20 protein-coding genes are annotated in these 21,733 nt (G+C 71.7%); 13 read left to right on the top strand and 7 right to left on the bottom strand.

Annotation, left to right across the window (positions count from 1 at the left end):
• The first annotated feature begins 157 nt into the window (after positions 1-157).
• The 6 genes from QE388_RS06490 (at position 158) to QE388_RS06515 (ending at position 5,694) form a co-directional block, all read left to right on the top strand.
• Positions 158-1,381 carry an acyltransferase gene (locus QE388_RS06490; protein WP_307384064.1) on the top strand — a complete coding sequence of 408 codons (1,224 nt, stop codon included), beginning with the start codon at positions 158-160 and terminating at the stop codon, positions 1,379-1,381.
• An 81-nt stretch (positions 1,382-1,462) separates the two neighbouring features.
• Complete coding sequence (locus QE388_RS06495; protein ID WP_307384067.1) at positions 1,463-2,719, top strand: glycosyl hydrolase family 18 protein; 1,257 nt, start codon at positions 1,463-1,465, stop codon at positions 2,717-2,719.
• A gap of 9 nt (positions 2,720-2,728) precedes the next feature.
• Entirely contained in the window at positions 2,729-2,887 is a 159-nt protein-coding gene (locus QE388_RS06500) for a hypothetical protein (RefSeq protein WP_275801026.1), read from the top strand.
• Between the two features lie 160 nt (positions 2,888-3,047).
• Entirely contained in the window at positions 3,048-3,677 is a 630-nt protein-coding gene (locus QE388_RS06505) for a nucleotidyltransferase family protein (protein WP_307384069.1), read from the top strand.
• Positions 3,678-3,685: 8 nt separating this feature from the next.
• Positions 3,686-4,084 carry a hypothetical protein gene (locus QE388_RS06510; protein ID WP_307384071.1) on the top strand — a complete coding sequence of 133 codons (399 nt, stop codon included), beginning with the start codon at positions 3,686-3,688 and terminating at the stop codon, positions 4,082-4,084.
• 164 nt (positions 4,085-4,248) lie between these two features.
• Positions 4,249-5,694, top strand: coding sequence for an SDR family oxidoreductase (locus QE388_RS06515; protein WP_307387068.1), 1,446 nt, complete (start codon positions 4,249-4,251; stop codon positions 5,692-5,694).
• A gap of 339 nt (positions 5,695-6,033) precedes the next feature.
• Here the strand turns inward: QE388_RS06515 and QE388_RS06520 are convergent, their stop codons facing one another.
• Positions 6,034-6,387, bottom strand: coding sequence for a hypothetical protein (locus QE388_RS06520; RefSeq protein ID WP_307384072.1), 354 nt, complete (start codon positions 6,385-6,387; stop codon positions 6,034-6,036).
• Between the two features lie 318 nt (positions 6,388-6,705).
• Here QE388_RS06520 and QE388_RS06525 point away from each other — a divergent pair, with 318 nt between their 5' ends.
• From QE388_RS06525 to QE388_RS06545, 5 genes are read left to right on the top strand one after another with little or no spacing between them, the layout of a single operon-like run.
• On the top strand, positions 6,706-8,256 hold the full coding sequence (locus QE388_RS06525; RefSeq protein WP_307384074.1) for a carboxyl transferase domain-containing protein: 1,551 nt from the start codon (positions 6,706-6,708) through the stop codon (positions 8,254-8,256).
• Positions 8,257-8,261: 5 nt separating this feature from the next.
• On the top strand, positions 8,262-10,364 hold the full coding sequence (locus QE388_RS06530) for a biotin carboxylase N-terminal domain-containing protein (RefSeq protein ID WP_307384077.1): 2,103 nt from the start codon (positions 8,262-8,264) through the stop codon (positions 10,362-10,364).
• The gene (locus tag QE388_RS06535; RefSeq protein WP_307384079.1) at positions 10,361-10,891 is read left to right on the top strand and encodes a MaoC family dehydratase; all 531 of its coding nucleotides are present in this window, start codon (positions 10,361-10,363) and stop codon (positions 10,889-10,891) included. Before QE388_RS06530 ends, QE388_RS06535 begins: the two co-directional genes overlap by 4 nt.
• Positions 10,891-11,676: a CoA ester lyase gene (locus tag QE388_RS06540; protein WP_307387069.1), complete on the top strand. Its 786-nt coding sequence runs from the start codon at positions 10,891-10,893 to the stop codon at positions 11,674-11,676. The genes QE388_RS06535 and QE388_RS06540 overlap by 1 nt, the downstream gene beginning before the upstream one ends.
• Complete coding sequence (locus QE388_RS06545; RefSeq protein WP_307384081.1) at positions 11,673-12,260, top strand: TetR/AcrR family transcriptional regulator; 588 nt, start codon at positions 11,673-11,675, stop codon at positions 12,258-12,260. The genes QE388_RS06540 and QE388_RS06545 overlap by 4 nt, the downstream gene beginning before the upstream one ends.
• 428 nt (positions 12,261-12,688) lie before the next feature.
• Here QE388_RS06545 and QE388_RS06550 read toward each other — a convergent pair whose 3' ends face one another.
• The 6 genes from QE388_RS06550 to QE388_RS06575 form a co-directional block, all read right to left on the bottom strand.
• Positions 12,689-13,096, bottom strand: a complete 408-nt coding sequence (locus tag QE388_RS06550; protein WP_275798471.1) for an NUDIX domain-containing protein — start codon at positions 13,094-13,096, stop codon at positions 12,689-12,691.
• A gap of 127 nt (positions 13,097-13,223) precedes the next feature.
• Positions 13,224-14,558 carry an FtsX-like permease family protein gene (locus QE388_RS06555; protein WP_307384084.1) on the bottom strand — a complete coding sequence of 445 codons (1,335 nt, stop codon included), beginning with the start codon at positions 14,556-14,558 and terminating at the stop codon, positions 13,224-13,226.
• Positions 14,555-15,259 carry an ABC transporter ATP-binding protein gene (locus tag QE388_RS06560; protein WP_307384087.1) on the bottom strand — a complete coding sequence of 235 codons (705 nt, stop codon included), beginning with the start codon at positions 15,257-15,259 and terminating at the stop codon, positions 14,555-14,557. Before QE388_RS06560 ends, QE388_RS06555 begins: the two co-directional genes overlap by 4 nt.
• Before the next feature lie 78 nt (positions 15,260-15,337).
• On the bottom strand, positions 15,338-16,105 hold the full coding sequence (locus tag QE388_RS06565) for an ABC transporter ATP-binding protein (RefSeq protein WP_275798475.1): 768 nt from the start codon (positions 16,103-16,105) through the stop codon (positions 15,338-15,340).
• Complete coding sequence (locus QE388_RS06570) at positions 16,098-17,069, bottom strand: ABC transporter substrate-binding protein (RefSeq protein WP_307384089.1); 972 nt, start codon at positions 17,067-17,069, stop codon at positions 16,098-16,100. The genes QE388_RS06565 and QE388_RS06570 overlap by 8 nt, the downstream gene beginning before the upstream one ends.
• A gap of 23 nt (positions 17,070-17,092) precedes the next feature.
• The gene (locus tag QE388_RS06575) at positions 17,093-18,172 is read right to left on the bottom strand and encodes an iron ABC transporter permease (RefSeq protein ID WP_307384093.1); all 1,080 of its coding nucleotides are present in this window, start codon (positions 18,170-18,172) and stop codon (positions 17,093-17,095) included.
• Positions 18,173-18,209: 37 nt separating this feature from the next.
• Between QE388_RS06575 and QE388_RS06580 the strand changes: the two genes are divergently transcribed.
• Together QE388_RS06580 and QE388_RS06585 are read left to right on the top strand one after the other, a co-directional pair.
• On the top strand, positions 18,210-19,934 hold the full coding sequence (locus QE388_RS06580) for an ATP-binding cassette domain-containing protein (protein WP_307384095.1): 1,725 nt from the start codon (positions 18,210-18,212) through the stop codon (positions 19,932-19,934).
• Positions 19,931-21,682: an amino acid ABC transporter ATP-binding/permease protein gene (locus QE388_RS06585; protein ID WP_307384097.1), complete on the top strand. Its 1,752-nt coding sequence runs from the start codon at positions 19,931-19,933 to the stop codon at positions 21,680-21,682. The genes QE388_RS06580 and QE388_RS06585 overlap by 4 nt, the downstream gene beginning before the upstream one ends.
• Positions 21,683-21,733 lie beyond the last annotated feature (51 nt).

Genomic DNA, 21,733 nt, shown 5'->3' on the forward strand with positions numbered 1-21,733 from the left:
ACAGCGTAGGGGGTTACTCGGTAACCGTCAAGGGAGCGGAAAGGTGCCGATGGTCGGACGTCAAGCCCCCACCCCTCCCAGGGATCTCTTCAAGACCGCCGTGTACCGTCTCACCCGGTCTGCGCGACTTCACGTGCTCAGGTCGACTCCATAGGCGGTGTCGTCGACGGGTGCGGGATCGCGCTCGGTCACGACACGGGAGGCGATCACGATCAGCACGCTCACTGCCCCCGTCGCCGCTCCGACGGCGAAGAGCCCCGGCCCCCTCGATAAGGTCCGCAACCTGCCCTCCCTCACGGGACTGCGCTGGGCCACGGCGATGCTCATCTTCGGCCACCACCTCATGGCGGTCGAATATTTCGGGGGCACGCCCGGCGTGATCTGGGGGACCCTCTTCGAGGCCGGGAAGACCGGCGTGACCCTGTTCTTCATCCTCTCGGGCTTCGTGCTGGCGTGGGGATACAAGCCGCAGCAGACCGCGCGGTCGTTCTGGTGGCACCGCATCGCGCGGATCTATCCGCTGCACCTCGTCGGGGTCGGGCTCGCGCTGGTCGCCGCGGCCACCCTCGTCCCCGAGATCCGCACCGACGGCACCGCGCCCGTGGTCGCGAACGCCTTCCTCGTCAACGGCTGGGTGCCCGACTGGTGGCAGGCGGGCAACCCCGCGAGTTGGTCGCTCGTGTGCGAGGCGTTCTTCTACCTCACCTTCCCCTTCCTCATCCGCCCGCTCGCGCGCGCGTCGAACCGGGCACTCGGCGTCGTGGTCGTGGCATCCCTCGTCGTCGCCGCACTCGCGCCGCAGATCGCGTCGATGTCGCCGATCCCGATGTCGGCCGCGTCGACCCCGCTGCTGCGGATGCCTGAGTTCGTGATCGGCGTGAGCCTCGCGCTGCTGATGAAGAAGAGCGCGTGGCAGCCGGTTCGGCTGGTCGTCGCGGTGCCGCTCGCGGTCGCCGGGTACGCGTTGTCGGAGGCGCCGACGCTGCCCGGCACCGACATCCACCCGGGGCTCGCCGCCACCGTCGGCTCCTACGCTCTGCTCGTCGCCTCGCTCGCGAACGCCGACGCCCGGGCGAACTCGACCTTCCTCGCGCGGCCCCTCTGGCAAGAGCTCGGACGCGTGTCGTTCGCGTTCTATCTCGTGCACCTGCTCGTCATCGCCTCGGTCTCGTCGGCGTGGCCCGACGGACACCCGCAGCTGCCGTGGCGTCAGGCCGTGCCGCTCGCGCTCGCGGCCTTCGGGATCGCGCTCGCCCTCGCCTGGGCGATGCACAAGCTCATCGAGATCCCGGCGCAGCGGTGGCTGCTGCGCTACGACCGGTCGCGGTCCGCGGCCCGGCCTTCCTCGGTGCGCTCGGCCCCCCTCGTCGCGAATCGCTGACGCGCAGAGCTTCCGTCCCGGGCGCCGACTGGACCCGGATGCCGCTGTGACGGCATCCTGTGACGAGGACAGGGGGCGGACATGACGCAGCGCGCAACGAAGACGCACGGTACTCGGGTGATCGTGGGAGCCGCCGTCGTCGCGCTGGCCCTCGCGTTCGGGGGAGGAATCGGAGCGGCATCGGCGGCCGGGCCGGCCGGGTCGACGGCATCCGGAACCGTCGTGCGCGACAGCGGGCGGGTCGTCGTCTACTACCAAAAGCAGTTCGTCGACGGATCGACGGGCGCGTACATCTCGCCGCTGCCCCTCGTGACCGAGAACACCGGCGTTGACGTCGTCAACCTCGCCGCGGTGCACATGAACGCCGACGAACTGCGGCTCAACGATCTGCTGCCGGACGACCCCTCCTTCGACACGATGTGGAGCGAACTGGCCGAGATCCAGCGGTCGGGGGTCGCCGTCGTCGGGATGATCGGCGGCGCGCAGAACGCCACCTGGCAGAGCCTGACCGACGACTACGACGTGCAGTACGCGCGGCTCCGGGACTTCGTCGAGGCGCACGCGCTCGACGGCATCGATCTCGACGTCGAGACCGACACCGACATCTCGGTGGTCGAGAAGGTGGTCGCCGACCTGAGCGCCGACTTCGGCCCGTCGTTCCTCATCACGCTGTCGCCCGTGACCGCGGCGCTGGTGGGGGAGGACAACCTCTCGGGATTCGACTACGACGACCTGTACCGCAGCTCGGGGGACTCGATCGACTGGTTCAACACGCAGTTCTATTGCGGGTGGGGCGATCCCACCGCGGCGGACTACGGCGAGATCGTCGACTACCAGAGCACGAAGGGCGCCGGGATCCCGGCGTCGAAGATCGTGATCGCCGCCCTCACGAACCCCGACAACTGCGGGGACGGATGGGTTCCGCTCGACGAGCTGACGGCGTCGATCCAGGAGATCAAGACCACGACCCCCACCTTCGGCGGAATCGCGGGATGGGAGTACTTCAACTCGCTCCCCGGCGGGACGGAGGCGCCGTGGAAGTGGGCAGCCGTGATGCGCGCGGCGATCGACGAGCCGCTGCCGACGCCGACGCGGACGCCGACGGCGAGCCCGACGACGACCCCGACCGCGGAGCCCGCCCCGGTTCCGACGGCGACCCCCACGCCCGCGTCCGGCGTCCTCGCCGCGAGCGGTCAGGACTCGTCGGGACTCGTCGCGGGCGGCATCATCGGGGCGATCGCCGTCCTCGTCGGAGCCGTTGCGCTGGCGGTGGCGGCCTTCCGCCGACGCGCGTCGGTGGAAAGGTGGGCCCTGGAGTCTCGGCAGCCCCGCGACTAGGCTCGCCGGATGTTCTCAGCTGTCGGAGGCGCCCACCTGCTCATCCTTCTGCTCGGCTGGCTGGTCGCGCTCGCGGTCATCGGCCTGGTGACGTACTTCGTCGTGCGCTTGGCCGTGCTGCACGCTCTGAAGGCGCACACGCGCTGGCTCGACGGCGGCAAGCAGTAGCTGCGGTCGGTCAACCACGCACCGTCCGCAGAGCCGATCGCTCCCGACCGGTGGGCAGCGTCCGCACCTCGTCGGCCTCACGCACATACCTCGAGCGGACCGTTGTCCACGATTCGTGACAATTGTCTAGAAATCGATACAAGCGTGTCAAAATCGTGTCATGAACTTGTCGGAGCCCCTTGAGGGTCTCATGTCCCCCGTGGAGGCTGCCGTGCTCCGGGTTCTGAGCCGCACCGATGCCGGACTCTCCGGGAGACAGGCTCACGCTCTGGCGGGTGAGGGCTCCATCACGACAGTTCATCGCGCGTTGCGGAACCTGGCCCACGTCGGTCTCGCGGTGGTCGAGGTCCGACCTCCTTCCCTGATCTATCGGCCGAACCGTGAGCACGTGCTGTGGAGCGCAGTCGATAGTGCGCTGCGGGCTCGTGAGCGCGCCATCGACGGCATCCGACAATTCTTCGTAGACAACGTGCCAGAGGAGGTTCCTCTGGACTGGCATGTCACGGCGACGCTCTATGGGTCAGTGGCGCGTCGGACCTCGACAGCGGACTCTGACGTTGACGTTCTCGTCGTCTTCCCGGACGACTTCGATTCAGACGCCCGAGCCGACTTCGTCCTTCGGCTCGCTGAGAGGATCGAGGAGCTGACGGGAAACGACGCGCAGGTGAACAGCTTGCTCCGCGGGGAGTTCCTCCTTCGGCAGGGCGAGGATGATCCATTCCTCTCCAACGTCACTAACGAGGGCATACACCTGTTCGGGCCGACTCCAGATATGTGGCGAGCAGTGTGACGCCGCGCATGAGCTCGCGTCGTCAGGCGATGGACGCAGTGGCGGTGTCCATCCGGATGAAAGATGCTCTCACGCGTCTGGACTCGGCCGAGCTGCAACTCAGCGGGGCTAATCCGCACGAGTGGAAGCATGCAGCTGAAATTGCCGTGAGTGCAGGGATTGCCGCGAGTGACGCCGTATGCGGTCATACCCTCGGCTTCAAGATCGCGGCCGAATCCCATCGTGATGCGGTGGCGGCGTTGAAGGAGGCAGCAGGGGCTGCGGTCGCAAAGCACCTCGATGCGTTGCTCGCGGCGAAGTCCGTGCAGTCGTACGGTGACCGTCTGCCGTCACGAAAAGACTGCGAGCGCTTGGTTCTGCACGCGCGGCGTCTCATCGAGGCGGCCGACGGCATCCTCCGCACGTGACCCATCCCGCGTCCAGCGAGCCCTCGGTACACTTCCCTGTGCCCGAAACACCCCCCAGCCCCGATCGTGACGCCGATCGCGTCACCGCGCCGGATGCCGCCGCGCCGCTGACCGGTGCGGATCCGGATGCCACGGACGCCGGTGCCGCGCCCGACGTCGAGCGCGTGGCATCCATCGATCCGGCCGAACTCGAGATCGCGTTGCGCGTCATCGACGCAGCGTCGTCGCTCGATCGCGAAGACCCCGCGTATATCGCGCTGCGCCGCCAGACCGGCAAGCTCTACAAGGACGTCAAGCGGCAGTCGCGGCGCGAGAAGCGCCAGCGCATCGCCGACGCCGACCGCGCGGTCGTCGCCGCCACGGCGACCGGTGCCGCCGACCGCATCGACGACGAGACGCGCGGCATCCCGCTCGCGACCCGCACGACAACGCCGTTCGCCGGAGAGCTGATCAAAGCCCGCGCCTGCTACATCTGCAAGCAGGACTACACCCTCGTCGACGCGTTCTACCACCAGCTGTGCCCCGACTGCGCGGCGATGAGCCACGCCAAGCGCGACGCTCGCACCGACCTCACCGGCAAGCGCGCGCTGCTCACCGGAGGTCGCGCCAAGATCGGCATGTACATCGCGCTGCGGCTGCTGCGCGACGGCGCCCACACGACGATCACGACGCGCTTCCCGCGCGACGCTGTGCGGCGCTTCTCGTCGCTGCCCGACAGCGCCGACTGGCTGCACCGGCTCAAGGTCGTGGGCATCGACCTGCGTGATCCCGCCCAGGTGATCGGACTCGCCGAGTCGGTGGCATCCGATGGTCCGCTCGACATCCTCATCAACAACGCAGCTCAAACCGTCCGGCGCTCGCCGGGGGCGTACAAACCCCTGGTGGATGCCGAACTCGCACCGCTCCCGGACGGACCGCTGCCCGAGCTGGTCACCTTCGGCCACACGAACGACGCGCACCCGCTCGCTCTCGCGCAGTCGGTGTCGGCGCATCCGATCCTCGCGTCGGCCGCGCGCACGGCGGAGGAGCTGACCGCCGAGGCGATGGCGGCGGGTTCGTCGTCGCTCGAGCGCCTGGCGGCGGGCACCGCGATCGACGCGGGCGGGCTCGTGCCCGACGAGGACCGCATCAACAGCTGGACGCAGCACGTCGACCAGGTCGAGCCCCTCGAGATGCTCGAGGTGCAGCTGGCCAACATGACCGCGCCGTTCCTGCTGGTGAGCCGCCTGCGCCCCGCGATGGCCGCGTCGACGGCGCGGCGGAAGTACATCGTCAACGTCTCGGCGATGGAGGGCGTGTTCGGCCGCGGATACAAGGGTCCGGGCCACCCGCACACCAACATGGCGAAGGCCGCGCTCAACATGCTCACGCGCACGAGCGCCCGCGAGATGTTCGAGTCGGACGGCATCCTGATGACCGCGGTCGACACCGGCTGGATCACCGACGAGCGTCCGCACTTCACCAAGGTGCGCCTCGCCGAGGAGGGGTTCCACGCCCCGCTCGACCTCGTCGACGGAGCCGCACGCGTGTACGACCCGATCGTGCGCGGCGAGGCCGGCGAAGACCTCTTCGGCATCTTCCTGAAGGACTACCGCAAGAGCTCCTGGTGAGCGTGTCGAGGTTCCGGGGTTGCGTGAGGTCCCTGAGCCTGTCGTAGGTCCCTGAGCTTGTCGTAGGTCCCTGAGCTTGTCGAAGGGACCGGAGGCTTCGACAAGCTCAGCCACCTGTGTTCAGCCCTTGATCAGTGGCCGCAGCACCCCTTCGTGGTTTCGCGAGGCCCCTGAGCTTGTCGAAGGGACCGGAGGCTTCGACAAGCTCAGCCACCTGTGTTCAGCCCTTGGTCAGTGGCCGCAGCACCCCTTCGTGGTTTCGCGAGGTCCCTGAGCCTGTCGAAGGTCCCTGAGCCTGTCGAAGGGACCGGAGGCTTCGACAAGCTCAGCCACCTGTGTTCAGCCCTTGGTCAGTGGCCGCAGCACCCCTTCGTCGACGGGGAACGCCACGTCGTAGAACAACTGCGGCGCACCGACGGCGCCCCAGTCGTCTTTCTTGACCCGGATGCCGGAGGTCGAGACCTCGGCGATGCGTACCCGCAGCCACGACCCGTCGGCGAGGCGCAGCTCGTACATGTCGGCGAGGTAGCCGATCCCGCGCTCCTCGAGCGTCTCCTCAGCGGTCAGCCAGTCGACCGCCTCGGGCGAGCGCCGGCCAAGCAGGTCGATGACGACGAAGCCGTCGCCGTTCGGCTCCATCCACCCGAGCACCTCGCCGTCGGGGCGTCGGTGCGTGATCCAGTCGCTGCGCATGGCGTCGAGCCTACGGCCGGTGCCTCGGCTGGTCGACTGTCCAAGACACGCCGCATTGGGCGCGGCGGTTACGGCGTGTCTCGGACACTCAACGGGTTTGGTGACATCCCGTGCCGGCCCGGCGCCCGGCGCCCGACGCGCCGCGCGCCCGGTGCCGTGCCGGCCCTGGTCGACCGTCCAAGACGCGCCGTAATGCGAGGGGGAGTTGCGGCGCGTCTTGGACACTCGACCGCGATGAGAACGCCGACCCGTAGACAACTCGATTACCGAGCCGTAACCTAACTGCATTACTGATCGGTAACTCAACGAGGAGTTGTCATGATGCAGGCCTACCGCGAGCTCGTCGCCCAGCTGCGCGAGCGGCGCGAGACGATCGCGAGAGGCGGACCGGATGCCACGCGCGAGCGCCACGTCGCCCGCGGCAAGATGCTCGCCCGGGACCGCATCGACGAACTGCTCGACGTCGGGAGCCCGTTCCTCGAGGTCGCGCCGCTCGCGGCCTACGGGATGTACGGTGGCGACTGCCCCGCCGGCGGCGTGGTCGCGGGCATCGGGCTCGTCCACGGCCGGCACGTGATGGTGGTCGCCAACGACGCGACCGTGAAGGGCGGCAGCTACTTCCCGATCACGGTGAAGAAGCACCTGCGCGCGCAGGAGATCGCCGCCGAGAACCGCCTGCCGTGCGTGTACCTCGTCGACTCGGGCGGAGCGTTCCTCCCGATGCAGGACGAGGTCTTCCCCGACCGCGACCACTTCGGCCGCATCTTCTACAACCAGGCTCGCATGTCGCGCGACGGCATCCCGCAGATCGCGGCGGTGCTCGGCTCGTCGACCGCGGGCGGCGCGTACGTCCCGGCGATGAGCGACGAGACCGTGATCGTGCGGAACCAGGGCACGATCTTCCTCGGTGGCCCGCCGCTGGTGAAGGCCGCGACCGGAGAGGTCGTCACCGCCGAAGACCTCGGCGGCGGCGTCGTGCACACCCGTGTCTCGGGCGTCGCCGACCACCTCGCCGAGGACGACGCCCACGCGCTCGAGATCGTGCGCGACATCGTCGCGACACTGCCTCCCCCCGAACAGCGGATGCCAGAGCCTGCCGCCGACCCCGAGAAAGACCCGCGAGAGCTCGAGGACATCGTGCCGGTCGAACTCACGACCCCCTACGACGCCCGCGAGATCCTCACGCGGATCGTCGATGCCGGCAGCATCCACGAGTTCAAGCGTGAGTACGGGGAGACCCTCGTCACCGCCTTCGCCCGGATCGAGGGGCACCGGGTCGGGATCATCGCGAACAACGGCGTCCTCTTCGGCGAATCGGCCCTCAAGGGGGCGCACTTCATCGAGCTGTGCGACCAGCGCGGCATCCCCCTGGTGTTCCTGCAGAACATCACCGGGTTCATGGTCGGCCGCGAGTACGAGTCGGGCGGCATCGCCAAGCACGGCGCGAAGATGGTCAACGCCGTCGCGTGCGCCTCGGTGCCCAAGCTCACCGTCGTGGTCGGTGGGTCCTTCGGCGCCGGCACCTACTCGATGTGCGGACGCGCCTACTCGCCGCGCTTCCTCTGGCTCTGGCCGGGCGCGCGCGTCTCGGTCATGGGTGGGCCGCAGGCGGCATCCGTCCTCTCCACCGTCCGCCGCGACCAGATCGAGGCCGGCGGCGGCGAATGGTCGGCCGACGACCAGGCCGCCTTCGAGGCGCCGGTCCGCGAGCAGTACGAGCGACAGGGGAGCCCCTACTACTCGACAGCGCGGCTCTGGGACGACGGGATCATCGAGCCGGCACAGACCCGCGACGTCCTCGCCCTCGCCCTCGACGTCATCACTCGCTCGCCCCTCGACGCGCCGGGTTACGGCGTCTTCCGGATGTGACCCGCATGTTCACCACCGTTCTGATCGCCAACCGCGGCGAGATCGCCTGCCGCATCATCCGCACCCTCCGCCGTCTCGGCATCCGCTCGGTCGCCGTCTACAGCGACGCGGATGCCGGGGCCCGCCACGTCCATCTCGCCGATGTCGCGGTGGGCCTGGGGCCGGCGCCGGCGGCGCGAAGCTACCTCGACATCGACGCCGTGATCCGCGCGGCGCGGGATACCGGTGCCGAGGCGATCCACCCCGGTTACGGATTCCTCGCCGAGAACGCCGCTTTCGCGCGGGCGTGCGAGGAGGCGGGGATCGTGTTCATCGGACCGACCGCCGAGGCGATCCGGGTCATGGGCGACAAGATCTCGGCCAAGCACGCGGTCGAGGCGCGCGGAGTGCCCACCGTTCCCGGGGTCGCGCGTGCCGGGATGACGGATGCCGAGCTGATCGCCGCGGGCGACGACGTGGGCTACCCGTTGCTCATCAAGCCGTCCGCGGGCGGCGGCGGAAAGGGCATGCACGTCGTGGAGGCGTCCGATGCTCTTCCGGCAGCGATCGCCGCGGCCCGCCGGGAAGCGGCGGCGAGCTTCGGCGACGACACCCTGTTCCTCGAGCGCTACGTGCGGAGCCCTCGCCACATCGAGGTGCAGGTGCTCGCCGACGCGCACGGCGCGGTCGTGCACCTGGGCGAGCGCGAGTGCTCGCTGCAGCGCCGTCACCAGAAGGTCATCGAAGAGGCGCCGTCGCCCCTCCTCGACGCCGAGACCCGCGCGCGCATCGGCCAGGCCGCGTGCGAGACCGCGCGCAGCGTCGACTACCGCGGCGCGGGGACGGTGGAGTTCATCGTGTCGGCCGAGGCTCCGGGGGAGTTCTTCTTCATGGAGATGAACACGCGCCTGCAGGTCGAGCATCCGGTCACCGAAGAGGTCACCGGCCTCGACCTCGTCGAGCAGCAGCTCCGGATCGCCGCCGGCGAGCCCCTCGGCTTCGATCAGGATGCCGTCACCCTCACCGGACACGCGTTCGAGGCGCGCGTGTACGCCGAGGATCCGGCATCCGGCTTCCTGCCGACCGGCGGTCACGTCGCGCGCGTGCGACACCCGCGCGGGGAGGGGATCCGCGTCGACACGGCGCTCGAGGACGGCCTCGACGTCTCGGTCGACTACGACCCGATGCTCGCGAAGGTCATCGCGTGGGGACCCGACCGCGAGAGCGCGCGGCGGCGGCTCGTGGGGGCGCTGGGCGACACGACCGTGTTCGGCTTCGCGACCAATGTGGCGTTCCTGCGGGCGCTGCTCGAGGTTCCGGACGTCGTGGCGGGCGCCCTCGACACGGGGCTCATCGCGCGAGAGCTCGAGGGGCTCACGACCGAGGCGCCCGAGGAACGCGCCTTCGCGGAGGCGGCTCTGATCCTGGATGCCACGGCCTCACGCTCACAGGAACCGTGGCGACGCGGTGACGGGTGGCGGCTGGGGGCGTCGGCTCCGCGGCGCTATCGGCTCGCGGTCGGCGAAGAGCAGCGCACGGTCGAGGTGACCGGGGTGGGGGAGACGCTTGCGGTCGCGGGACCGGTGCGCCCCATGCCGGCGGCGGCGGAGCAGAAGCGGACCGAGAGCGACCGCGCGGGAACCGCCCCCGAGGCCGCGCGTCCGGCGCGCGTCCGGCGAGTCGACGCCGGTCTCGTCTCGATCACGCTCGACGGCCGCACGCGCACTCTCGCGTCCGAGGTCGGCGACGTCGGTGTGTGGATCGCGCACGAAGGGGCCGTGTGGCGCGTCGAGAGGGTCCGCACCGTGCACCGCGCCGACGCCACCGCGGACGCCGACCCGCAGCTCGTCTCGCCCATGCCCGGCACCGTGGTGATGGTGCACGTCGCCGACGGGGCGACGGTGGGGGTGGGCGACGCGGTGCTCGCCGTGGAGGCCATGAAGATGGAGCACGTGGTGCGATCGAGCGTCGCGGGGACGGTCAGGCTGCAGGCGGCGGTCGGCGACGTGGTCGCGCGCGGGCAGGCGCTGGCGGTGGTCGCGCCCGGCGGCGGTGAGCCGGAGGGGGCGCGACCGGGCGCCGAGACGCCGGACGAACCCGGCACCGACGACGAAAGGGGCGGGGAGTGAGTGGCATCCGGATCATCCAGAGAGGGCTCTACTTCGACGAGATCGAAGAGGGCGCGACCTACGTGCACAGCCCGGGTCGCACGGTGACCGAGGCCGACAACGTCCTCTTCACGACACTGACGATGAACACGCAGTCACTGCACCTGGATGCCGCGTGGTCGGCGTCGACCGAGTTCAACGAGCGGCTGGTCAACAGCATGTTCACGCTGTCGACGATGGTCGGGCTCTCGGTCGCGCAGCTCACGCAGGGCACGATCGTCGCGAACCTCGGGTTCAGCGACGTGCGCTTCCCGGCGCCCGTGCGCGTCGGCGACACGCTGTACGCCGAGACGCTCATCGCGGGTAAACGCCTATCGACCTCGCGGCCGGGCCAGGGGATCGTGGAGTTCGCCCACACGATGCGCAACCAGAATGGGGTGGTGGTCGCCGAAGCGCGCCGCTCGACCCTCATGCTCGTAAGGCCCGCGATCGCGCCCGACTCCGACCGGGCCCCGGGCCCTGACCGTAACCCCGAGGAGGCGCCTTGATGCACGGCCCCGCCCTGCTCTTCTGTCCCGCCGACCGCCCCGACCGGTACGCCAAGGCGGCCGCGGCGGCCGACACCGTGATCCTCGACCTCGAGGATGCCGTGGCTCCCGCCGACAAGGTACGCGCGCGTGAGGCGCTCGCCGCTCATCCTCTCGACCCGGAGCGGGTGATCGTTCGGCTCAACGCGGCGGGATCGCCCGACCACGCGCTCGACCTCACCGCCGTCCGGGCGAGCGGGTACACGACCGTGATGCTCGCGAAGGCGGAGTCGGCCGCCGACGTCGAGGCGACGGACGGGTTCGAGGTCGTCGCGCTGTGCGAGACGGCGCGCGGCATCGTGCACGCCGCCGAGATCGCCGCGCACCCCGCGACGGTCGGGTTGATGTGGGGAGCCGAAGACCTCATCGCGAGCATGAGCGGCCGCTCGAGCCGCTTCGCCGACGGCCGCTACCGCGACGTCGCCCGCACCGCGCGCGCGAACGTTCTGCTGGCCGCCCGCGCCCACGGCAAGGACGCGATCGACGCGGTACACCTCGACATCGCGGACCTCGAGGGCCTGCGCGCCGAGTGCGAGGATGCCGCGGCCTCGGGGTTCACCGCGACGGCGTGCATTCACCCGACGCAGGTCGCGACGATCCGCTCGGCCTACGCGAGCACCGACCCCGAGCGCGAGTGGGCCCGGGCGGTGCTCGCCGAGGCGGAGGGACAGCCCGGGGTGTTCCGTTTCCGCGGGCGCATGATCGATGAGCCGGTGCTGCGGCAGGCACGCGAGATGCTGCGGTGACGGCAACCTGGCGCGCGACGCAGAAAGCCAACCGCCGGGCGTCGCTGATGCGTTCGGCGGCGGCGCTGTTCGCCGAGCGGGGCTTCGCGGCCGTGTCGACGGTGGAGTTGGGCGAGGCCGTGGGCATGAGCGGCCCCGCGCTCTACAACTACTTCCCGAGCAAAGAGGCGCTCCTCGCCGAGCTGCTGATCGACGCCAGCCGCCGCCTGCTCGAGGGGGGTCGCGCTCTGGTGGCCGAGGCCGGGTCCCCCGACGAGGTTCTGTCGCGGCTCGTCCGCTTCCACCTCGACTTCGCGACGGCCGACCCCGACACGATCCGTATCCAGGACCGCGAGCTCGCCCAACTGCCCGCCGACGCGAATCACCAGGTGCGCAGTCTGCAGCGGCGATACGTCCAGGAATGGGATGCCGTCCTGGCATCCGTCCGTCCCGAACTCGATGCGGCCGAGCGCCAGACGCGCGTCCTCGGCACCTTCGGCCTGCTCAACTCGACCCCGCACAGCGCCGAATCGTCCGGCGACCGCGCGGCGGAGATCCTGGCCGCGATGGCCCTGCGCGCGCTGGTGGGGGCAGTCGGCGGCTGACGTCGCTGAGCGGGGCCGGGGCTGTGGTTCCGGGCCGCGGGCCGGGGCCGCATCCTGTGCCGTTGTGCGGAGTCCGTGGGCGACGCGCCGTGTGGCGGCCGTGGACGGCGGCGTGTCGGGCCTGGAGTCCGCGTGACGGTACGCGGGGTGGTGCCGGGGCTGTGGTTCCGGGCCGCGGGCCGGGGCCGTGGCATCCTGTGCCGTTGTGCGGAGTCCGTGGGCGACGCGCCGTGTGGCGGCCGTGGACGGCGGCGTGTCGGGCCTGGAGTCCGCGTGAGGGTACGCCGGCCGGTGCCGCCGGCGCCGTGGCACCCTGTGCCGTTGTGCGGAGTCCGTGGGCGACGCGCCGTGTGGCGGCCGTGGCTGGCGGTGTGTCGGCCCTGAACTCCGCCCGAGGGTTCGGCCCGTGGCGCCCGAGCGACGCCCCGTCACTCCGGCAGGAAATACTCCCGCGCCAGCGGGGCGATCTCGATTCCGGATGCCGTCGCGGCGGTGACCCAGCGAAGTTCCACGATCTCGGCATCCAGGACCGGCTGCTGGTCACCGATGTCGACACGGAACACGTCCGCGACCACCTCGAAGCCGGGTTCGTTCGCCGCCGCGGCAGCGAACTCGCCGAGCGGCTCGAGGGCGGCGGGGTCGACGTCGAGGTTGATCTCCTCGGCGAGCTCGCGGGCGAGGGTCTCGGCCGCCGTCTCGCCCGCCTCGGGCTTGCCGCCGGGCTGCATGAAGGCGGTGGTCCCCGCCTTCCGCACGAGCAGCAGGCGTCCCTCGGCGTCGGTGATCACCGCGGCGGAAACGCGGATTCGGCGGGGTTCCGTGGCATCCTGTCGCACCCCCGCACGCTAACACCCGCGCGGGGCCACCTCGTAACAGCGTTGAGTGTCCAAGACACGCCGCAACCGCGCGGGCGGAAACGGCGTGTCTTGGACACTCAACGGGGACGGGGACGGAGGTGCAGCGTCAGACCGTGCCGCGGCGGATGCCCGTCACGATCGGACGCGTTGACGCGAGGGCCGCGGCGACCAGCCCGAAGCCCGCGACGAAAGTCACGGCGATCGTCGCCACCGACAGCGGGGCCATCACGAGACCGATCCCCACGATCGGGAACGACAGCACCCCGCCCAGGGCGGCACCGCCCACCGCGGCCCACCGCAGGGGAACCATGACCGTGAGCCGGCGGGCGCGGCGGAGTTCGGCATCCGGGATGCCGAGCCGGTCGAGGCCGACGATGAGGTCGCGCTCCTCGAGCGCCGACGCCGCCTGCGTGACCCCCACCGCGCACGCGAGCAGGACGAAGGCGATACCGAGCGTGAGGAGAACGCCGGTGCGGATGTCGGTCAGAAGCGTCACGCCCTCGGCACCCTCGGCCGCGTTGACGACGGCCAGGCCGCACCCGGCGACCACCGCGATGAACGACACGATCGCCATGCCCGACACCCGGCGCCAGGACGGACCCGCGTGAGCCGCGAGCTCACGACCCGCGACGAGCTGCGCCGCACCTTTCGCGTGGCGGGCCATGGCGCGGCCACGGGCCGCGATGATCGGCGCGCCCACGAGGTTGAGCAGGGCCATGCCGCCCACGAACAGTCCGAGCAGCACGCCCGTGGCGAGGGCAGGCCCGACGAGGCTGCCGACGACACTGAAGTTCGCGACCGCGAGGCCGACCGCCACGAGCAGGACGAGCCCGACGATGAGCACCGCGCGACGCGACGGCGGCGCGGCGCTGCGCGTCCGCACGCCCAGCGGGGTCACGGTGACCTTCCGCAGGCTCGCGGCGGCGCTGATCGCGGCGATGACGACCACGCCCACCAGCACGCCCGCCCCCAGGAGAGGGGTGATCGCGACGGCCGCGACCCCGACCGGGCCGCCGAAGAACGGGAGCAGGCCGACCAGCGGCAGGAACGCGGCGTACAGCGCCACGCCCGCGACGGCGCCCGCGGCGGCGACGAGGGTGGCCTCGAGCACCGTGAGCGCCCAGATCTCGCGTCCGCTCGCGCCCAGCAGACGCAGGGTGGCGAGCCGGTCGTTGCGGCGGCGGCTCGACAGGCGCGCGGCCGCCGCTCCGAGCGTCACGAGCGGGACGGCCAGCAGCAGCAGGGCGAGCGAGGCCAGGATGCCGTAGACCCCTTCGCCGCTCTGCGTTCGAGGATCCACGAGGAACATGTGCGCGCCACCGGCGACGGTGAGGAGCAGAGCCGTGGTCACCGCGAAGGCGACCGCGGGGAGGACGAGCGCCGCGCGACCCTGGCGGCTGGGACGCGACAGCAGACGGGCCAGGGGGAGGACGGTGCTCATCGCAGGACCCCCGCGGTGTCGTCGACGACCTGGCCGTCGCGCAGCCGCACGATGCGCGAGCAGCGGCGGGCGACCTCGGCGTCGTGCGTGACCATGACGAGCGTCCGGCCCTGGCCGGTGGTGGCGTGCAGGAGCGCGCTCAGCACGTCGGTCGAGGTGGCCGAATCCAGCGCACCGGTGGGCTCGTCGGCGAAGACGACCGGTGCCCCGGTCACCTGCGCGCGGGCGATCGCGACGCGTTGCGCCTGCCCGCCCGAGAGCTGACCGATGCGGCGGGACTCCATTCCCGCGAGTCCCAGGGCGGCGAGCCAGCCGGCGGCGTGGCGCTCGGCATCCGTTCGCCTCATCCCGGTGAGCAGCAGCGGCAGGGCCGCGTTCTCGACGGCGGTCAGCTCGGGCAGCAGCAGGTGCTCCTGGAAGACGAAGCCCAGGAGCGTGCGGCGGACGCGCGCGCGTTCGCCCTCGCTGAGGCCGACGAGCTCGATCGGCTGAGCGCCCGGTGGCGAGAGCACGACGGAGCCGGAGTCGGGTGCGATCACGGCGGCGAGGGTGTGCAGCAGGGTGGTCTTGCCCGACCCCGACGCCCCCATGACGGCGACGGACTCGCCGGCGCGGATGGTCAGGGACACGGAGTCGAGCGCCGACAGCTCGCCGTAGCGCTTGACGAGTCCGGTGGCGGTGAGGACGGGAGAAGAGGTCATGCCTCCATCCCAGCCGCGGGGGTCGGCCGTGTCGTCCGTCCCGGAGCGTATCCGCATCCGCCGCGGGAGGGACCCCGATCATCCGACGAGGATGCGCGCCCGTCCACCCACGTGGGTCGAGGTGATGGGCACGCCGTAGACCTTCGAGACCCGCTCCGACGACAGGGCCGCGTCGGGGGCGCCGTCGGCGAGGACCCGCCCGTGCTGCAGCAGGACGACCCGCGTGCAGTACGCGGCAGCGAGATCGAGGTCGTGGAGGGTCAGCACGGCGGTGGCGGCGGTGTCGCGCAAGTGCGCGAGAAGAGCGTGCTGGTGACGCAGGTCGAGATGGTTCGTGGGCTCGTCCAGCAGGACCACTTCCGCCTGCTGCGCGAAGGCGCGCGCCAGAAGCACGCGCCTTCGCTCGCCACCCGACAGGGCGTCGAGGGTGCGATCCAGCAGCCCCGTCAGCTCCCACCGCTCGGCCACCGCCGAGACCACCGCGTGATCGTCGCCGTCGTAGCGATGCCAGTCGCCGCGGCCCGCCGCGCGCCCGAGCAGCAGCACGTCGCGCGCCCGGTACGGCAGATCGGTGTGCTCGTCCTGCGCGACGAAGGCGAGGTGCCGCGCGCGGTCGCGGTCCCGCAGGCGCGTCAGGTCACGACCGTGGAGGAGCACGCGCCCGCCGGCCGGGCGGGTGAGCCCGGCCAGCGCGCGCAGCAGAGAGGTCTTCCCCGCACCGTTGGGGCCGACGATCGCGACGCGCTCACCCGGGTGCAGGGTGAAGGAGAGATCCTCGATCACGCGGTGGCGTCCGTGCGCGACGGCGACCCCGTCGGCCTCGAGCAGTGCGGGGGTGTCAGCCATCGGTGCCCGCGGTGATGGTCTCCAGGCCCGCGATCGCCGCGGGCGCCGGACTCGACGTGTCGGCACCGACCATGACGATGCGGCCGGCCTTCACGGCATCCAGTTCTCCGATCCCGGGCTCGGCGAGCAGCTTCTCGCGCGCCTGTTCCTCGGTCTCTCCGTACAGACCGTGCGTGAGCACGATCCAGGTCGGCTGCGCCGCCAGGAGGCTCTCGGTCGAGACGGTGAGGTACACGTCGCTCTGGTCGCCGTACACGTTGTCGAGTCCGGCCGCGGTCAGGACCGCCGCGGGCATGCCCGCTCCGCCGTATGCCGAGATCGGGTCCTCCGACGAGAAGTAGTACACCCAGGCCGCCGAGTCTCCGGTCGCGGGGCGCGTCGCCGCGGCGATCCGCTGGTCGAGGGCGTCGGCCGCGGGGTCGGCGGTCGCGCTCGTGTCGAAGACCGTGCCCAGGCGCCGGACATCGGCGGTGATCGTGTGCAGGTCGACGGCCCCGCTCGCGGTGGTGGCGTCGTGCCCGCATTCGCCCTGCACGGTCAGGATCGGGATGCCGGCTGCCTTCACCTGCGCCGGGTCGGCCGAGAAGAGCCCGTAGCCGAACACCAGGTCGGGCGTCGCCCCCACGATGGTCTCGGTCGTCGGGTCGGCGGGGTCGAGGATGAGGTCGTCGGAGGGCGGGTCGGTGATCGAGGCCGCGAGCGCCGCTCCGAACTCGGCGGTGCGGGCGGTGACGGCGTCTCCGGCGCCCGCGGCGGCGAGCAGCTCGACGGCGGCGGTCCCCACGGTCAGCACCCGCTCGGGGCGTGCGTCGATCTGCACGTCGGTTCCGCAGTCGGTGACGGTCACGGGGTACGTCTCTCCGGAGTTCGCGGAGGGAGCGGCGGCGCCGGGGGAGGAGCATCCGGCGAGGGCAGTGGCACCGACCAGGAGGAGGGAGGTGGCGAGGGCGGGACGCGAGCGCATCGATTTCCTTTCGGGTGGGGCTGTCACGCGTCGCGGCTGCGACGGGCGATCAGCAGGAGGAGCAGGGGAGTGCCGAGCAGGGCGGTCAGGATGCCGAGCGGGATCTCCCGCGGGGCCAGCACGGTGCGCGCGAGGGTGTCGGCGGCCACGAGGAGCAGCCCGCCGAGCAGCGCACTCGTGGGCAGGAGGAGGCGATGTGTCGCTCCGACGAGTCCGCGGGCGAGGTGGGGGACGACGAGACCGACGAATCCGATGGACCCGCTCACCGCGACCGCGGCGGCGATGGCGACGGCGGTGACGATGGCGACGTTTCGGCGGAGGCGGTCGGGGTCGCTCCCGAGGCTCCGGGCCACGTCGTCGCCGAGGCCGATGGCATCCAACCGGCGTCCCCAGACGGTGAGGATACCCACGGTCGTCACGAGGGCGAGAGCGACGAGCGGCAGGTCGGTCCACGACGCCTGCCCCAGGGAGCCGAGCATCCAGAAGGTGATCGCGCGGATCGCGTCGCGATTGTCCGAGAGCACCACGACGAGATTCGTCACGGCCGAGAGGGCGTACCCGACGGCGAGTCCGGCGAGCACCAGTCGACCCGAACCGAGCCGACGGCGCGGACCGACGAGCACGAGCACGACGACGAGCGCGAGCAACGCCCCCACGAAGGCTCCGCCCGAGGTCGAGAGCGTGCCCGCGAGCGCGCCGACGCCCAGCGCGATCACGGCGGCTGCGCCGAGCGAGGCGCCGGAGGTGATCCCCAGCAGATAGGGGTCGGCGAGGTCGTTGCGAACGACCGCCTGCAATGCCGCGCCGCTGGCCGCGAGGATCGCGCCCACGCAGAACCCGAGCAGCACGCGCGGGGCGCGCAGCTGCCCGACGACGGTGTCGGCCAGACGTGTGGCATCGGTGCTTCCCGCCGTTCCCGTCAGTGCGCGCCAGGCGGCGTCGACGACCTCGGCCGGGGTGAGCGCGATCTGGCCGACGGCGACGGCGAGCACCATGACCACAGGGACGGCGACGGCCAGCAGAGCGACGACGGCGACGGCCGGGCGGCGGCGTCGAGCGGCCGTCGCCGACTTGACGTCGGTCGCGAGCTCTCCTACGGTCATGGCCTAATGATAACCATTCTCAATAAGGTGAAATGACATGGCTCACCTTCGACTCCTCCGCCTCTGGCGTGGGCATACGGGGGCGCTTCTTGCGCTCATCGGCGTCGGCGTAGCGATCTCGGCAACGTGGGCGACGCAGGCCGTCGTGCTGTCGCAGCTGTTCGCGGGTCTGCTCGCGGGCCGCTCGCTCGTCGACTCCGCGCTCCTCCCCCTGCTCATCGCGGTGGCCGCGGTCCTGCTCCTCCGCCCCGGTCTCACTCTTCTGCGTGCCGCGATCGCACACCGGGCGATGGATGCCGTCAAGCGCGACCTGCGTCGGCACGCCGTCGCCGCGCTGATCGAGCGCACGGCGCGCACGCCCGGTGAGGGACGCACCGGCGCGGACCAGGCCACCGTGACCGACGGTGTCGAGAACCTCGACGCGTACCTCTCGGCCTACGTGCCGCAGCTGGCGGTGACGGGTGTCGTGTTCGTCGCCGTCGGAACGGGTCTCGTGCTCGTGGACCCCGTGATCGGGGCCGTGGCGATCGTCGCCGCCGTCGTTCTTCCGCTCGCCCCTCGCCTGTGGGACCGGGTGCTCGCTGCCCGGGGCGGTGACCACTGGGACGCGTACCAGCAGCTCCATGCCGAGTTCGTCGACTCGATGCACGGGATGACGACCCTCGTCGCGTTCGGGCAGGAAGAACGGCGCGAGCGCGAACTGGCCGCGGCTTCCGACACGCTGCTTCGGCGGACGCTGCGCCAGTTGAGCGTGTCGCTCGTGGAGTCGGGACTGTCGCAGTTCGCCCTGCTCGCCGTCCCGGCGCTCGTACTCGTGCTCATCGCCGTGCGGGGTGGGGAGCTGAGCGCATTCGAGATGTTCGCCGCCGTCCTGCTGTCGATCGAGCTGGTCCGCCCCCTGCGCGAACTCGCCGCAGCCTGGCACGCGGGCTACCTCGGAACCTTCTCGGGACCGCTCGTGCTCGACCTCGTCGAGGCGGACCGCGGGCGCCGTGACCCGGAGCCGGTCGCGCGCGGCGAGGTCGCGCTGCCTTTGGAGGCCCGGGATCTGAGCCTGCGGCATCCGAACTCCTCCGCACCGGTCGTGCGGGGAGCGTCCTTCCGTGTGGATGCCGGACTCACCGCGATCGTCGGTCCCACCGGCGCCGGCAAGTCATCGATCGCGGCGGCCATGGCGGGTCTGCTCGAGCCCGAGGAGGGCACGATCTCGCTCGGCGGTCGGACCATGGGCGTCGATGAGCTGCGGGCGCGCGTGAGCCTGGTCGCCCAGGACCCGGCGCTGCTCGCGGGCGATGTGGCCGCCGAGATCGCGCTCGCGGCTCCCGCGGACGCCGAGGCGGTCGAGGTCGTCGCAGCGCGGGCCGGGATCGGCACGGGAGAGAGCCGTCTCACCCTCGAAACCTCGCTCGGCGACGGCGGAGCGGTGCTCTCGGGAGGGCAGCGCCAGCGCGTCGCCATCGCCCGCGGTGACATGCAGCAGCGGCGTGTCCTGGTCCTCGACGAAGCCACCTCGGCCCTCGACCCCGCGGCGGAGGCCCGGGTGATCGCCTCCTTGCGCGCGGCCCGCCCCGACGACGCGATCGTCGCGGTCACCCACCGTCTCGCGGTGGCGGAGAGCGCCGACCGGGTGATCGTCGTGCAGGAGGGAAGAGTCGTGGAGACCGGTGCGCCCGCCGACCTCCGAGCGCGCGACGGGGCGTACGCCGCGTTGCTCGCCGCCGAGGCGGTCGGCGCCGTGCCCGCCGGGGGAGGTCGCGCGTGAGCGTCCTTCGCCCTCTCGGCCTGCTCGTGCCCTATCTGCGCCGACGGCGCGGACTGTTCCTCGGCGTCCTCGCGGTCGTGACCGTCGGAATGCTCGCGACCATCGCTGTGTCGGTGCTCTCGGTGACCGCGGCGTCGGCGCTCGCGACCGCGGCAGGGGCTCCCCCGCTGGTGCTGGCCGTCATCGTGGCGGTCGTCGCTGCCGGTCTGGCGGCCTGGGGCGAGCAGTGGTTCGCGCATGTGCTCGCGTACCGGGTGATCGACGCGCTCCGCGTCGACGTGCACCGCGCCATCGCCCGTCTGGCCCCGGTGGGCCTGGCCCGTCGGCGGTCGGGCGACACGGTCGCCGCGGCGATGGGTGATGTGGAGTCGCTGGAGTGGTTCGCTGCGCACACCGTCGCGCAGGTCGCGGCCGGTGTGCTGGCGTGTCTCGTGATCGACGTCACCGCGGTCGCGCTCCTCGGTCCCGTGTGGCTGTTGCTCGTACCCGCGCAGGTGCTTCTCGTGGCGGTGCCGGTGCTCTTCGCGCGCCGCGCTGCGGCCCAGGGGCAGATCCTGCGGGCGGCGCTCGCGCGCCTGTCCGCGCGCGTCCTCGCGGCGCGCTCCAGTGCCCGCGATGTGGTCCTGCTCGGGCGGGTGGGCGCCGAAGCCGAGGCGGTGGCCGATGAGACCGGGGCTGTGCAGCGCGCGCGGCGCGGGCTGTCATTGCGTGCGGGCCTCGAACAGGCTCTGACCGATGCGATGACGGTGGTCGTGCTGCTGACGACGCTTCTGCTCACCTCGGCGGCGATCGCCGGGGGGATGGATGCCGCGATCGCCCCGTCGCTGGTGGTCTTCGCCGCCGCCGCGCTGTCTCCCGCCGCGATCGCCGCCGGTGCGCTCGGGCGCATCGGCGAGACCGCCGAGGCCGCTCGCCGCGTCGACGCCGTCCTGCGGGCCCCGGGCGTGCGCCCCGTCGACCCCGAGGGTTTCCGCGCGTTCTCGACGCCCGACCCGGGCGCGGTCGTGGCCCGGGACCTCCGCGCCACCTACCCCGAGGGGGAGGGGACCGCCCTGGACGGCGCCGATCTCTCCCTCGCGCCGGGTGAGCACGTGGCGGTGGTCGGCGAGAGCGGGGCCGGCAAGACGACCCTCGCTCTCGTGCTGGCCCGGCTCCTCGCCGCCGAGGGTGAGCTGTCGGTGGACGGCGTCGACTGCGCGGCGGAGTCGGGGGCCGAGACGCGCCGACGGGTCGTCCTCGTGCCGCAGCAGCCGCACGTCTTCCGCGCCACCGTTCGAGAGAACCTGCTCGCACCGGATGCCGATGACCGGGCGCTCTGGACCGCACTCGAACACGCGCGCCTCGCCGACCACGTGCGTGCCCTCCCCGAGGGTCTCGACACCCTGCTCGCCGAGCGTGGCGCGACGTGGTCGGGCGGGGAGCGCCAGCGCCTGGGGCTCGCGAGAGCCCTGCTGCGCGACCCGTCCGTCCTGGTGCTGGACGAACCCACCGCGAGCCTCGACACCCTCACGGAGGCGGACTTCGTCGCCGCCCTCACCGCCACGCGCGCGGGGCGGACGACGGTGGCCATCACGCACCGCCCCACGCTCATGCGCGCGATGGATCGCGTCCTCTTCGTCGAGCGCGGACGCGTCGTCGACACGGCCCCGCACGACGAGCTGACCGCACGGTCGCCCCGGTATCGCGCGGTCGTCGAGGGCGCCCTCACCGGAGCCCTGTCCGAAACCCCCGACCTCGAGAGGAGGTGATGTCCATGTCGCAGATCACGATCGTCGCCGTCGAGGAGCAGCGCGCCGCCG

The organism is Microbacterium sp. SORGH_AS_0969 (assembly GCF_030818255.1).
Lineage (GTDB): Bacteria > Actinomycetota > Actinomycetes > Actinomycetales > Microbacteriaceae > Microbacterium.